Origin of the sequence: Empedobacter sp. 225-1, assembly GCF_030328185.1 — a bacterium.
GTDB classification, from domain to species: Bacteria; Bacteroidota; Bacteroidia; order Flavobacteriales; family Weeksellaceae; genus Empedobacter; species Empedobacter stercoris.
This window is the reverse complement of the sequence record NZ_JACALO010000028.1, coordinates 1-15007: the sequence shown is the minus strand read 5'-3', so window position 1 is coordinate 15007 and position 15007 is coordinate 1. Positions and strand designations below refer to the sequence as shown.

At 30.2% G+C, this 15007-nt stretch carries 12 protein-coding genes; 2 read left to right on the top strand and 10 right to left on the bottom strand.

Annotated features, from left to right (window positions below; translation table 11 throughout):
* Positions 1 to 62: 62 nt before the first annotated feature.
* The gene (locus HX088_RS09290) at positions 63 to 1550 is read left to right on the top strand and encodes a helix-turn-helix domain-containing protein (RefSeq protein WP_286483991.1); all 1488 of its coding nucleotides are present in this window, start codon (positions 63 to 65) and stop codon (positions 1548 to 1550) included.
* 39 nt (positions 1551 to 1589) lie between these two features.
* Here HX088_RS09290 and HX088_RS09285 read toward each other — a convergent pair whose 3' ends face one another.
* The 10 genes from HX088_RS09285 to udk form a co-directional block, all read right to left on the bottom strand.
* Positions 1590 to 3479 (bottom strand): ABC-F family ATP-binding cassette domain-containing protein, encoded by a 1890-nt coding sequence (locus HX088_RS09285; RefSeq protein ID WP_260542726.1) that lies wholly within the window; start codon positions 3477 to 3479, stop codon positions 1590 to 1592.
* Positions 3476 to 4696: an ABC transporter permease gene (locus HX088_RS09280; protein WP_286483989.1), complete on the bottom strand. Its 1221-nt coding sequence runs from the start codon at positions 4694 to 4696 to the stop codon at positions 3476 to 3478. The genes HX088_RS09285 and HX088_RS09280 overlap by 4 nt, the downstream gene beginning before the upstream one ends.
* 6 nt (positions 4697 to 4702) lie before the next feature.
* Complete coding sequence (locus tag HX088_RS09275; protein ID WP_188319920.1) at positions 4703 to 5695, bottom strand: HlyD family secretion protein; 993 nt, start codon at positions 5693 to 5695, stop codon at positions 4703 to 4705.
* A gap of 4 nt (positions 5696 to 5699) precedes the next feature.
* A complete protein-coding gene (locus tag HX088_RS09270; RefSeq protein ID WP_286483988.1) occupies positions 5700 to 7079 on the bottom strand; it encodes a TolC family protein in 1380 nt (459 codons plus the stop codon).
* Between the two features lie 147 nt (positions 7080 to 7226).
* Positions 7227 to 7904 (bottom strand): hypothetical protein, encoded by a 678-nt coding sequence (locus HX088_RS09265; protein WP_171622218.1) that lies wholly within the window; start codon positions 7902 to 7904, stop codon positions 7227 to 7229.
* A 130-nt stretch (positions 7905 to 8034) separates the two neighbouring features.
* Positions 8035 to 10218, bottom strand: coding sequence for an FUSC family membrane protein (locus HX088_RS09260; protein WP_286483987.1), 2184 nt, complete (start codon positions 10216 to 10218; stop codon positions 8035 to 8037).
* Between the two features lie 57 nt (positions 10219 to 10275).
* On the bottom strand, positions 10276 to 11442 hold the full coding sequence (locus HX088_RS09255) for an RsmD family RNA methyltransferase (RefSeq protein WP_286483986.1): 1167 nt from the start codon (positions 11440 to 11442) through the stop codon (positions 10276 to 10278).
* A 123-nt stretch (positions 11443 to 11565) separates the two neighbouring features.
* Positions 11566 to 12840 carry a methylmalonyl-CoA mutase family protein gene (locus HX088_RS09250; RefSeq protein ID WP_225539509.1) on the bottom strand — a complete coding sequence of 425 codons (1275 nt, stop codon included), beginning with the start codon at positions 12838 to 12840 and terminating at the stop codon, positions 11566 to 11568.
* Positions 12833 to 13222, bottom strand: coding sequence for an FtsB family cell division protein (locus tag HX088_RS09245; protein ID WP_171622215.1), 390 nt, complete (start codon positions 13220 to 13222; stop codon positions 12833 to 12835). The genes HX088_RS09250 and HX088_RS09245 overlap by 8 nt, the downstream gene beginning before the upstream one ends.
* Positions 13222 to 13890, bottom strand: a complete 669-nt coding sequence (udk, locus tag HX088_RS09240; RefSeq protein WP_348650875.1) for a uridine kinase — start codon at positions 13888 to 13890, stop codon at positions 13222 to 13224. Before udk ends, HX088_RS09245 begins: the two co-directional genes overlap by 1 nt.
* Positions 13891 to 14227: 337 nt before the next feature.
* On the opposite strand from udk, the gene HX088_RS09235 reads away from it, so the two are divergent.
* Positions 14228 to 14833, top strand: coding sequence for a DUF4126 domain-containing protein (locus HX088_RS09235; RefSeq protein ID WP_171622213.1), 606 nt, complete (start codon positions 14228 to 14230; stop codon positions 14831 to 14833).
* The last annotated feature ends 174 nt before the right edge of the window (positions 14834 to 15007 follow it).

The following is a 15007-nucleotide window of genomic DNA, read 5'->3' as shown; positions in this document are numbered from 1 at the left end:
CAGCGAACGTTCGCTAAATTATAAAAATTCGTTTACATTTACCAAATATTTTTGAGAAAATTATGCAAGAAGAATACATTAAATTAATTTTTGGATTAAAATTAAAGCAAGTTAGAACTGCTAAAGATTTGTCATTGTTTAAGTTATCTAAGTTAACAGGGCTTTCAAAATCTTATTTAAATGAGATCGAAAAAGGTAAAAAATATCCGAAAACTGATAAAATAGTATTGCTTGCAGAGGCTTTGGAAATACCTTACGATGAGATAGTTTCATTAAAATTAGATAAAAATTTAGCGCCAGTTGCTGAAATTTTACAATCTAATTTGTTACAAGAAATACCATTAGAGTTGTTTGGTATAGAAGAAAGAGACTTAATTGAGATCATTTCGAATGCACCTATGAAGGTGAATGCATTTATATCAACCTTGATCGAAATAGGGAATAATTATAATTTGACACGAGAAAGTTTTTTCTTAGCTTCTTTGCGTTCTTTTCAGGAAGCAAACGACAATTATTTTCCAGATATAGAAAAAGCTGCAAAAAGTTTTTTACAAGAATATTTAGTTGATTATGATGGTTTTGTATCGAATGATACCATGGAAGAAATTCTAAAAGAAGAGTTTAATTATACAATTGTTTATGAAGATTTTGACCATCTTGAAGGAAAAGATTTAGCTAAACTCCGTTCGATTTATATCAAGGATAAAAAATTATTGTATATCAATTCGATTTCGGATAACGATCAGAAACGATTTATTTTAGCAAAAGAATTAGGGTATAATTATTTAGATTTAAAGGAGCGTTTGTATACTTTTTCTTGGGCTAGTTTTGACAATTTTGATCAATTGTTGAATAATTTTTATGCTTCTTATTTTGCGGGAGCGTTATTGTTACCTGAAGATAAACTGTTGGCGGATATGAAAGATCTATTTGCTGTGGAGCACCATGATTTGTCTAAATTTCAAGAAATTTTAGGAAAATATACCGAATCACCAGAAACTGTATATCAACGAATGACTAATTTATTACCGAAGCATTTCAATATTCGCGATTTATTCTTTTTGCGATTATCAACTAAAGCGGGTTCTAATTCGTTTAAATTAACCAAAGAATTACATCTTAATCAACAACAATCGCCTCAAGCAAATGAAACAGATGAACATTATTGTCGACGTTGGGTTTCGTTGAATGTGTTGAAAGAATTAGAAAATAATCCAGAAGATCAGCATACAATTTCTGCTCAGATTTCGTTGTATCCATTCAATAATAATCAAAAATATTATGTAATTTCTTCAGCGACAAAAGATCCATTTAATCCAAGTTATTTACGAAGTGTAACGATAGGTGTTTTATATAAATCGGCTCAACGTAAAATTAAATTTATGAACGATCCTTCTATTCCAGTAAAAGAAGTGGCGGTAACGTGTGAGAACTGTGGAATGAAAGATTGTGCTGAAAGAGCTGCTGAACCAATTCGTTTTGAAAAAGATATTCGTAACAAACGTTTAAATGTTACCATTAATGATTTTATAAAAAAACAAAGTAAATAAAATATGAAAAATAAAAAAAGGAACTTAAAGTTCCTTTTTTTATTCGCTTAATTCTAACCAACGAAATTCTTTTTCTTCAATTTCGTCCACAATTTTTTGTAGTTCATCTCCAATTGTAGCAATTTTATCGTAGCTTAAATTAGGATCTGAAAGTAAATTTGTTAATTCTTCCTTTTTAACCTCAAGAATTGGTAAAGATTTATTAATTTCTTCTAATTCTCGTTGTTCTTTGAACGATAACTTTCGAGGTTTTGTTTCTTTGATCTTTTCTTTAGATTCAATTTTATCTTGAGTTGCGATTACTTTTTCACTTTTATTATCGTCAATTTCAGGTTTATTTTTATTCTCGATATGGTATTCAGTGTATGTTCCCATATAACGAGAAACCTTTCCTTCTCCTTCAAAAATCATTAATTCATCAACCACTTTATCCATAAAATAACGGTCATGGGAAACGACTAATAAACAACCTTGGTAATCTTCTAAGAAACTTTCTAAAACAGTTAATGTCGGTAAATCCAAATCATTTGTAGGCTCATCCAAAATCAAGAAGTTTGGATTTTTGTACAGAATAGCCAGTAATTGAAGGCGTTTTTTCTCTCCTCCACTTAATTTAGAAATATGAGTATGTTGTTGTTCTGGCGTAAATAAAAACATTTCTAAGAATTGTTCAGCACGCATTTCCTTTCCATTTGCAAGAGGAAAGAAATCTGCAATATCTTTTACAAATTCTATAACACGCTCATCTTGTTTAAAGTCGATTCCGTCTTGTTTAAAATGTCCAATATTTAATGTATCACCACGTTCAATAACGCCACTATCAGCAGGTTCAATTCCTTCAAGCATTTTCAAGAAAGTAGTTTTACCAACACCATTTTTACCGACTAAGCCGATTTTTCCACCACGTGCAAAAATATACGAGAAATCATCTAAAATTTTCTTTTGACCAAATGCTTTCGAAACATGTTCCATCTCGATGATTTTTTGACCTAAGCGTGTCATGACCATCTCTAATTTTACTTTTTGATCGACAATTTTATGTTTGGCAACTTTTTCTGTATCATAAAAAGCATCAATACGAGATTTAGATTTTGTTGTTCGCGCTTGTGGCTGACGACGCATCCATTCAATTTCTTTGCGGTAAAGATTTTTTGCTTTATCAATTGTTGCGTTCTGATTTTCGATACGCAATGCTTTGTTTGTAATATAAGTTTCGTAATTTCCTGAATGTACATACAATGTTTTGTCCTCCATTTCTAAAATTTTGGTACATATAGCATCTAAGAAATAACGGTCGTGTGTAACAAGAATCAAGGTTTTGTTTTCTTTGTTTAAGAAATATTCTAACCATTCTACCATTTCGATATCCAAGTGGTTGGTAGGCTCATCTAAAATTAGAAGAACATATCCTGTTTCGAAACTCAAATCAATCAAAAACTTTGCTAAAGAAATACGTTTACGTTGACCACCAGAAAGCTTTCCAATTTTTTGACCCAAGAAATCAATCTTCAATTTTGATAAAATTTCTTTGATTGTCGGTTCGACTTTCCATGCATCTAAGACATCCATTTTTCCCATTAAATCAACTAATTCTGGATTTGTTGGGTCATTCTCAATCATGTTTTCATATTGACGAACAACATCTAATACTTCATTCGAATGATTAAAAATATATTCTTCACCTTTTAAATTTTCGTCGAAATCATCACTTTGGTCTAACATTAAAATTTTGACCCCTTTGTTTGGGCGAACTTCACCAGAATCGGCTGTTTCTAATCCAGCTAAAATTTTAAGTAAAGTAGATTTTCCACTTCCATTTTTGGCTACGAATGCGATTTGGTCTCCTTCGTTGACATGAAAATTAACATCTTTAAATAGTGTTCGGATTCCGTATGATTTGGTTAGATTTTCAACTGTAAGAAAATTCATGGTTTATTATCTGTTTTGTGAGTTAAAAAAGAAACTAAATCTTTTTCTGTTTCGATTTGCTTGATCGACTGTTTAGCTTTTCTTATTTTAACGATTAAGAGAGCCAAAGATAAGACAAAGCAAATACTTCCTATAATAATTAGATTATTTAAATGTGGTTGAATTAACCTTGGATCTCCTTTTTCGATAAAAAGAATACGAAATATTTTGAGATAATGCGTTAATGGAATGGCATCTGCAATTGTTTGTATCCATTTTGGCATGTGACTCAATGGCCAAGTAAATCCACTTAAAATGAAACTTGGAGTAGCCACGACCATCAAGACTTCTGTAGCTTTTAGTTGGTTTGGAAGTAAGATGCTGACTAAAAATCCCATAAAACAAACAGCTAAAATAAAGGCAAGAGTAGAAGAGAAGAAAGGCCAAAATTCTGTTTCTAATTTCATGTCATAAAACATTCCAAAGCAATAGTATAGTATGAAAATGAAAATCGACATGATTAGATATGGAAATGTTTTGGTAAATAATAGTGTAAATGGATTGGATGATTTTGAAATTAAGGTGTTGAATGTTTTATTTTCAAATTCTGATGCAAAAGAAAGCGCTAATCCTAATAATAAAACTTGTTGCAATACAGTTAGTAATACACCAGGAAGCATAAAATATAAGTAGTTTCCACTGCGTATATTTTGTCGAATCATAGTTGATTTGAATGGTTCGTAACTTTGAGTCGCTATATATTCTGGTACGCCTTGTTTTCGAGCTGTTTCAATTGAAATTCCAGCTTTCATAGTAGATAATACTGTTGTTACAGCAATAGCAGCTGTGTTGGATGTTAAAGTATTTGATCCATTTACGAAATATGTAATTTCGGGCAATTTCTTTTGTTGTACATCGGATTGAAAATTGCGAGGAATCACAACGACTATTTCTGCTCCGATTGCTAATGCTTTATTTTTAGAGTCGAATGTAGATGCTAAAATTTCGGCTACGTGAACCGATTCATTTTCATCTAACATTTGAATAATTTTTTGACTTGTTGTTGTGCGATCTTCATCAACGACAATAATTGGCAAATCGGTTACATTTCCTTTTTTATAGACATTTCCAATCAAAACACCATACATGATAGGCGCACCCAAGAATAAAATGGGTAAAACAGGATTCTTGAAGAAAAGTTTGAACTCTCGTATAATTAAATGAAAAATTGTTTTCATTAGAATTTATTTAGTGTTAAGATCCAAAATAACAGTTGCTTTTGTCAAGAGTTGAGCAGCTTGTTTGTTATCAACAGGAACTACTTTTACTTCATATAGGGATTGTTGCTGATCAATATCTGGATAAGCAGTCGAGATGTTTGCATAGGAATTCAGCGCTTTTATCGAAACAATTTTACCTTTGAGTTCTAAATTATTTTTATAAGGAATCTTTAATTTGACAATTTGATTTTTCTGAAGTTGACTAATTTTATTTTCAGGAATGGTAAATCTAAAAAATGTAGTTTCTTCCAGAATTCCGTTCGCTATAGCATAACCAGCCAATGCTAATTCTCCTACTTTTAGATTAATTGTTTCGATTGTCATATTTTGTGGCGCTTTGATGTATCTTTCTGCTTCTGCAACATCAATCTCTTGCAAAGCACCTAATGCACGTTCTTTTTGTCCCAAAGCCATTTGTTGTTGCTCAACACGAGCTCCATTTTCGGCATCAGCTAATTCGGCTTTTGCGGCTAAATATTGATTTTTTGCACCTTGATATTTTGCATAAACTTCATCGTAACTTTGTTGCGGTACAAGACTATCACGAAGCATATTTTTTAGTCGATGATTCGATTTTTCAGCATAATCTAATTGCTCTTTCAAGCCAGCAACTTTTGCACGTAATTGTTTCAATTGATTATCTGTCGCACCTTTTTTTGCCATTTCATATTGCGCTTCAGCTGAATTTACAGCACCTTCGGCTTGACTTTTTTTGGCATCAACTTCTGGTAATTGTAAAACAAAAAGTGTTTGTCCTTTTTTTACTTCATCGCCTTCGTGAACCAATATTTGATCTATTTTACCTGGTATTTTTGTGACAACTGTAATTTGATCACGTTCAATTTTTCCTTGAAAAACAGTTTCTTCGGTTGATTTATTTTCTTTATCAGTAGATGTGCAATTCGAAAAAAGTATTAGTCCGCTTAATGCAAATATATAGTATAAGGTATTTTTCATGATTTTAATTTGAGATTTGATTAAATAATTCACCAGAAGTTTGTAGTAATTCATAGGTTTTAGATCGTTGATCTATAATTTGAGAATAGTAACCAAGATTTGCTTTATAAAAATCATTTTCTGCTGCCAAACGTTCTGTTACATCAATTAATCCTTCTTGAAATCGTCTTGAAGCAATTTCTAAATTATTTGTTGCAATGGTATTTTGTTGATGGTTTACTTTTAATTTTTCGGAAGAAGTTTCGTAATCAATCTTATTTTTACTTAACAAGAGATTTAATTTTTCTTGCGAATCTTTCAATTTATTTTCATTAATTAAGATATCTGTTTTTGCTTGCAATAATCTATTTTTATGTTGACCACCATCTAATAATTCCCATTTTGCACCAATTCCAATCAAAATATTTGGGAATAACGTAAATTGGTTCATTTTTAGATTGACATCGCCTAATAAATCGACATCTTTTAACTTGAAACGACTTCCAAAAATAGAAGTGTAATTGGTATTTGCGAAAGCGAAAACTTGCGGAAGGTGAGAACCTTTTTCTTTCTTGTACAAAAATTCGTATGCTTTTATTGAATGTTCAAGCGCTTTCAACTCCTTTTTATTTTCTAATGTATACTCAGCCGAAATTATATGAATAGGAGTAAGTTCATACTCTATTTGTTGTAAATCTTCTATCGATAAATGTGTTAATGTTTCTAATTTCTTGTAAAGTAATTGTCGGCTTCCATTTACTTCAACTTGTCGAGCCTCTAACTCGAGCAATGCTAATTTTATTTTTTCACGATCATATGGTATTGCCAAACCGTTTTGAATTGCTTTCTGAACTTTAAGATGTTCTTTATCTAAACGTTTTGCAGAATTTGAAATCAATTCTTCTACTTTTTGTATCAACATCAATTGATCATAAGTTTGTAAAATGTCCTTTGTTATGACATCTTTTTCTGCATCTTTTAAGTAATCTAAAGCTACGCTTTTTTCTTGAATAGCGTTTAAAGCATTTGGTATTTGCAATCCTGAAAAAATGACTTGAGATGCATTTATACCAATTGTAAATAATCCAGTTGAGGTATTAAATCTTTGATTTCCTGCAAATAATTCGGTCGAAATAAGATCAATAGATTTTGTAGGAATATCAATTGTTCCGTTCGAATTTAAATAACTTCCCAAAGCAATTGCAGACAAACTTGGTTTTTGTTTACCTTTTATTTCATCATATTTAGAGTTGTTTTTATCAACTTCGAGTTGTTTATTTTTTAAATTGTAACTTGATTCAATTGCTTTTTCAACAGGTAGTTTTAGTTGAGGGTCAATTAGTTGTTGACCAAAAGAAAATGAAGAGATAAGAACGAAATAACTATAATATCGATGGATAGGCATTGCTCAATTTTGGCATAAAATTAACAAAAAATATACCATGAATAAAAACTAGTATTAGAATATGATTAAAAATAAAAATCCTGAAACTTTTTAAAGGTTCAGGACTTCCAATAATTGCCAACATAATTGGCGCATAGTTCAATGTATTTAATATTTATTATCAATTATATTTAAGGTCTCGTTTAACGATTCTTTCATCATTTTCTCTAAATAATCTATTGATCCTTGCTTGATTGTCTCCTCAATGTATTTTGTTCCTCCAATTGTTTCGCTATATTTTAACGAATTGTTTTTTAAGTCTAAAATATTGATATAAACATAGGTTTTAGCAATGTATTTTAGTTTGTTTTCGGGATCAAAATCCAAACCAGATTTTACATTGATAACGACTAAATCATCTTGAGATATTAAATTTTTCAAGTTATCAAATTTAACTAAATGAACATTTTCTTGTGTAATTAATTCGTTTGGTACGTTTTTATTGTCAAATTTATCAATTATTTGATAATCATATTGATGATCGTCTAAAATTTTGATTGCTTTTTCACGAATTATTTTAATGATGTCAACTTTCGAATTTAATTGTATCAATTGATTTTGGATTGATTTTGAATCGATATTATGGTTTAATTCTTGAGAATTATGATTAAAAAATCCAACAGTATCAATATTAATTACCACACCAACTTTACTCACAGGAACATCTAAGGCACTCTCGTACGTAGTTGTTGTATTAACAGCTAATTCTTTTGGAGCTTCTTTCTTTTGCTCACAAGATTGCATTATAAACAAGCTTCCTATCGCGAAATAAACTATTTTTTTCATATACCAACCTTTACTCTTTAAATATAGTGATTAATAATGTTTTAGTATGTTTTTTTTAAAATTATTTTTTATTGAACCAAAAAAGGTAGTTATAACGTATGATTTTAGATTTTGAATAGTTAAATTATATTTATTCTTTTAACGGTTTTTCTTTTACAAAAACATGTCCAACTTTCGTGAAATCGTAAGAGATTTCGTACAAATACTCAAGTAAATCTTCAATCAACTCAGAGTCATTTTGTAAAGCCTCCGTTTCGATTTCAGTATATGCAATTGTTTTTTCTTTAAACTCGATTGTTTTGGGTAAATTTTCGGTTTCATATTCACCATAAAGTCGAATATTTTGAAGTAATAATTGCAATATTTTTTTCATTAATCGTATGTGTTCGGAAGTTAAAATAACCGAGTTGTTTTTCTTTAGAATTTTCACTAATCCAAGTGAATAGGATACAAATGATTGATTGAAAATGGTAAATTTATTCAAATCATCTGCATTTTCTTGTTTATCTTTTGGTTCTGAAATGACACGTTGAAAAACTGAATTGATATTTGCCATTGCAATAAACACGTCTTTACGCGCTAATTTATAATCTGTTGTGGTAACGTCATTATCAGCTAATTTTTTAAAAATAAGAAAAACAAATTCGTAATTAGCAATTAACGCTTTTTGAATATATTCATTCATGTTATTTTTTTCCCAAGAAGGTAAAATAATGTAGCATGAAATAAAGGCCATTAAACCACCAACTAATGTATCTATTGTTCGTTCTTGTATGATATAAAGTGAATCTTTTTGCGAATAAAAACTAAACGAAATCAAGATGTAAGCTGTTAAATAAAAGGTGCCAACAGCATATTTGTGACGTATGAATGTATACGCCATTAACATAAAGAATAACATCAATACAAATCGTACAGATAGTTGTGGAAAAATAAGTAGGATTAAAATTCCGATTAATCCACCAAAAATAGTTCCTTTTAAACGCTGTAAGTTTCTCTTTTTTGTCACGCTAAAACCAGGTTTTAAGATAACAAGAACAGTCATTAATAGCCAATAACTGTGATAGGTCATGGGAATAATAAATGTTATACAATATGCTAAAAGCATGACAATAGAGGAACGAATAGCATGTCTGAAAATAGAAGATTTTAGGTTGAGATGATCTTTTATTTTTCCGAACGAATAATCGACTGTTGGTTGAAAATGCTCTGCATGATCCAACGGATTTTTCTTTTTTTCGGTAAAAGAATCATCGTAAAAGAATTTATGAATAAATTCTATTTTATAAACAACTTGTTTTAGATTGATATAAATTTTGGATAAAACGATAGGTTTTTTGCCTTCAGCATACAATTCTTTTATTGCGTCATCAATCTTTTTTAATTCAGCATCAAAATCAAAAGAAGGTTTTTTGGGACGTTTGTTCGAATTGATATGATAAGCAATCATTTTTAGTTCGTGCGCTAATTTATTCATCATATTATAAATTTTGCGCATCGCCTTTGTATCGCCATATACTTCCCTAATTTTGACATAATCGTATTGAGTTGCAGTAATATTTTCGAAAATATCCATTAAATCTGAGAACATAAAAACAATCGATCGTCCGATTGGTGTTTGGTCTTTTACCAATTTTTTATTGGTAAAAACTAAGTCTCTGACCAAATTTTGCTTTTCATTAATGACAACATGTTCGTCAATAAGTTTTTGGACAATGTCATCATAATTAGAATCTTTATCAAACATAGAAGCTTTAATTCGGATGTATTCCGAAATATGAATCATGGCATCAGCAAGATTTTGTTGCGCCATTCTGTAGGGACGAAATGTACTAATCGCTAAACTAAAAATAGTGTACCATGCCGCACCAGCAGTAACGTATAAGGCTGTATGTAATGGAGTTAATTCTTGTCTCAAGTCGTTCATATTCATCACCATCGACATCATGATGACCATTCCGAGTGCACTTAGTCGTTGTCCCCAAACGGTTAAAATATTAGAAAAGAATACGATAATCGTTAAACAAATTCCTAATAAAATTGGAAAATTATTAATCGTTTTTGTTAAATATGAAACAATAAAAATTAATAAAACGGAAAGCCACATCAAGTTTCGACGTTCTTTGAATGGACCAGGAGTGTCTGTCATGTGCGCTAAAACTGCGCCAAGACTTATGGTAACACCAGCATACAAATCGCCAAAAAAACTTGCGACAATAGGAGGTATGACAATCGCCAAAGAGGTTTTTAAACCATCAGAAAGCGCTTCTCCATATATAAAGTTTTCGATTTTATTCTTAAGTTTCAAATGCAAAATTATAGGGTTGTAAAATTGTTGTATAAAATTAGCACAACTTTTCTCGAAACCCAACTAAACACGCGAAGTTTTTAGAATATGAAAACCATATATACTTTGTGTAAAAATTAATGTTGTTTCACCACCATCTGTTATTTTAAATTTCTTTTTGACAACATCTATTGCTTGGTTATAGTTTTTTACCAAAAGATTAGCTTTAGATTTTAAAATTTCTTTTTTAGGATGATTGATGTGTTTTTCCACTGAATATATTTTTCCAGGAAATTCGTTCAAAAGTTCATTCGACGTATATAAATGGGTGTTTTGATGTAATTTATACAAATTAAATTTTTCGCACAATAATTTGAAAGCGCCCGTTTTTAGAATAGCAACATTTGGTTCGTAAATATACTGTTGTACTGTTCCAAAATTTGCATTAGAATTGTATTCGTCTTCAAAGTTGAATGAAAATTCAGGTTGATTACTTTCTAAATTAATTGCTTTAATCAAAGGGTTTTTAGTGGAGCAATTTTTATCAATAATCAGTAGAAAATCTTTCACTTCATTTTTTAAAGCAACGATATGTATTTCTGAAATGGAATCAATTTGCTGTAGGGTAGAAGTGATGTCCAATAATGGAGAAAGCTTGATGATGATTTTATTAGATTTCTCGAAAAAAGTTGGCATCCATTCTAAAATATTTGGCTCTAAATCTTCTAAAATAAATTTTCTTCCACTCGAATTTCTTCGGGCTGGATCAAGATAAATAACATCAAACTTAGATTCAGGATTGGTTTCAAAAAATGATTGAAAAGTACCAGTGTATGTTTCTAAATTTGGAGCTAAAATTTGTGCATTATGTTGTACAATTTCACTTAATTCTGGATTTTGTTCGATATGATATACTTTTTCGAAATTTTTAGCAAAAGCCATGGTGTCAATTCCAAAACCCGCGGTCAAATCGATTAATGTTTTTCCTTTAACCAAACTCGATTTATAATTTGCAGCAGCTTCAGAGCTTGCTTGTTCTAAATTGATAGATGGCGGAAAATAAATGTTTTTTGTCGAATAAAGTGTTGGGAATTTATGTTTTGCTACTTGAATTCCTTTTAATTGTTGTGCAATTTCTGCCGAAGAAATACCATCAAATAACGATTTTTTTAAACTAATAGATTTGAAATCTTCTTGCTTGATTATTTTTAAATAATCTTGAAATTCTTGTGTTAAAATATTTTGATTCAAAACGATTTTTTTAGAAATAAGCTAATGTTTTATCAAAAACAAGACTTCAGTAACACAAGGATACTGAAGTCTTATTATTATTTTGTTCGGAATGAAATTGCTTGTCAATTTCATTTGCGAAATTTATTTATTTTCTTCTTTTTCTGCTAAACGAGTTGGTACAATAGGAATAAAAAGAGCTGGTTTAACTATTTTTTCTTTTGGCATTTTTTCAATGACATCAGAAGGGTTTCTAAACTTATTTACACCAATCAATTTGATAATCTGTTCATCAAAATCTTTTTGTTCTTTTTTCGCACTTGTATAAATAAAATCTTGAATGGTTTCGCTTTGTAAGGCTTTAATAAATCCACCTGCAGTTTGAATTGTTTTGAATAATTCTAATGCATTTTCTGCCATTTGGTTTGTTAAGGTTTCAATATAAAAAGAACCTGCAGCAGGGTCAGCAAATTGATTTAAATAGGATTCTTTTTGCAATAACAATTGTTGTTTTGCTGCTAATTCTAACCCAAAATCAGATTCGTTATTTAATTCATCATAAGCACCTACAAAAACAGCATCACTCGAACCAAAAATAGCAGAAGAAGCTTCTACAGTAGAACGAATAACATTGTTGTAAATATCTAATTTAGATTTATTACGATCAGAAGTTGAGGTGAAAACAAAGGCTTCACTTTCTTTATTGTATTGTTCTAAAATCATTTTCCACAAAAAACGGAACGCTCTTAATTTTGCCACTTCGAAGAAATAATTGCTTCCTACAGCAAATTTAAAATAGATTTTATCAGCAACATCAGCACCAAAGTTCTCTAAATATTCGACAGCATGTGCAAGTGTAATCGCAATTTGTTGTACATGATTTGCTCCTGCATTTTGATAAATATCTCCTTGAATTGAAATTACTTTTTCGAAATTTTCTAAAGCTAAAGCTTCTTTTATCAATTCTTTTGTTGCATTCTCAGAATCATTTTGCCACAAGCCATTTTGAGCCAAATAACCATAAGGATCTATATCCAAATATTTTAAATTCGGAAGTTTTTCAAGAGATTTTAAAGCTGATGAGCCATCATACTGAATAAATAAATCCAAGTAATTAGGAAGATCTAACGTAGAATTTGCTTCTTTTTGATTGATCAAATAACCATATAAAAAGCTATAATCTTGATTTTTATTTCCCGTATATTTTGAAATTATTTTCCAATCTTTAGAAGATTTTGGTAAAGGTTGAATAGTTGAATAATCAACATCATCTTTTGTATACAATGGTTTAACGTTAATTTGGTCATTTGTTCCCCAAACCAACGTTTCATTATATTCTAATCCTTTCAGTTCTACTTGAACTTTATTTTTCCATTCTTTTTCAGAAATCGTATCGAAATCTTGAAATAATTTATTCATTTTCTTTATTTTGTGGCTTCTCAATTTTCTCTTGCTGAATGATAAAAATATCTTCATCATCTTTTTTCAAGAAATGTTTTTCTCTTGCGATGCGTTCTATTTCAGCAGGATTACTATTTAATTGATTTAATTTCTCTGTTTCTTTATCCAAATGTTCTTGATAATATTGTTCATCAACCTCTAATAATTTGATTTGTTTATCTAACTCGCGATGTACGAAAAAAGAGTTTTGATCGAAAAAAATCATCCAAATAGCAAACGATACCGTTAATATAAAGTAACGATTCCAAACAAATTTGAAGACAAAAGTATCTTTAATTTTTCTTTTCGGCACTTCTGGTATTAGCTCTTCGTCAAAGATTTCTTCCGATTTTTCTTTCATTATACAGCAGTTTTTGAGTTAAGTTTTTCTTTAATTACAGTTGATAAAACTTTTACTGCGACAGAATTTTTCTTTTTCATATTTGGAATAATAATGTCTGCATAGTTTTTAGAAGGTTCGATAAATTGTTGATGCATTGGTTTCAGTGTTTTTTGATAACGCGTTAAAACTTCATCCAAATCTCGACCGCGTTCTTGTATGTCACGGCGTACACGGCGAATTAATCTTTCGTCAGAATCTGCGTGAACAAAGATTTTTACATCAAACAAATCGCGTAATTCTGGATCTGTAAGTACCAAAATTCCTTCTACGATAATAACAGACTGAGGATGTGTCAATATTGTTTCCTCTTTGCGACTATGCGTAATGAACGAATAAACAGGTTGCTCGATTGAAACTCCATTTTTAAGTAAAGCAACATGTTCTTTTAACAATTCAAAATCAATAGATCTTGGATGATCAAAATTTATTTTAGAACGTTCATCAAATGATAATTCAGGATGATCTTTATAATAATTATCTTGAGAAATAACGATGACACTTTCAGCGTTAAGATCTCTCAAAATATTGTTTACAACGGTCGTTTTTCCCGATCCTGTACCTCCTGCAATTCCTATTACCAGCATTTTTGTTTTATTATTATTTTTTATTTCGTTTGATATTTCCATTGCAAGAGTTCTCATAAAATTTCCTTAAAGATAAAATTTTCTTATTAGAAATTAAAATAAAAAGAAATGGATTCTTGCAAAATATTAAAGGGTGTCGTGAAAAAGTTTTGGTTGATTGATTTTGTGAAAAGAAATAATGATCAATCCACTTCAATATAGGTTGAGTTATTAATCGATTATTTAGATGTACTTCAAACATTTAGACTTAATTACAAAATAAAAGTACTTTGTAGCACTTGGTTTTTCTTAATCGAATGCAAAGGAAAGAAAAAAAATAAAAACTTTATCTTTTTTATTGTTATATTTATTAAATCAGAACTATATAAAATACTATACTATGAATGATTTATTATCAATGACTACTGTTTTCTCTTTATTTCTCGGAATTGGATTGGCTGCTGCAGCTGGTTTTAGGATTTTTTTACCATTATTTGTTTTAAGTTTAGTGGTGAAATTTGGCGGAAGTTTTATTAATCTTGATGATAGTTGGATGTGGATAGGAAGTACACCAGCGTTGATTACGCTTGGTGTAGCGATGTTGGTTGAAATTGGGGCTTATTATATTCCAATTATTGATAATCTTTTAGATACCGTAGCGGTACCTTTGGCAGGGATTGCAGGAACGATCGCGGTTGGCATAACGTTACCAGAAATGAATGAGGTAGCAACTTGGGCTTTAGCAATTATAGCTGGTGGTGGAACTGCGGCAGCGATTAGCGGAACTACTGCTGCTGCACGAGCAGTTTCAACTACTACAACTGCTGGTGCTGGTAATTTTTTGGTTAATACAGGTGAAACTTTTAGTTCTATTGTATTAAGTATTACAGCAATTGTATTAGCGCCATTAGCGTTTATTTTTGTATTGTTTATATTATATGTTTGTTATAGAGCATATAAAAGTGTTCAAAAAAAAGGAGATCAATTATTAGCAGAAGAATTGTAAAATAAATATTAAGGAATAAAAAAAGGTCTATTCAAAATTTTGAGTAAACCTTTTTAGTTTATTTTGTCCCGTCCTGAAATAGCGACACAAAAAAAATAATCGTTATTATGGAAGAAAGAAGCAATTATGTCAAACGTACTCAGCGCGATTACAGTATGTCTTTTAAGTTGAATG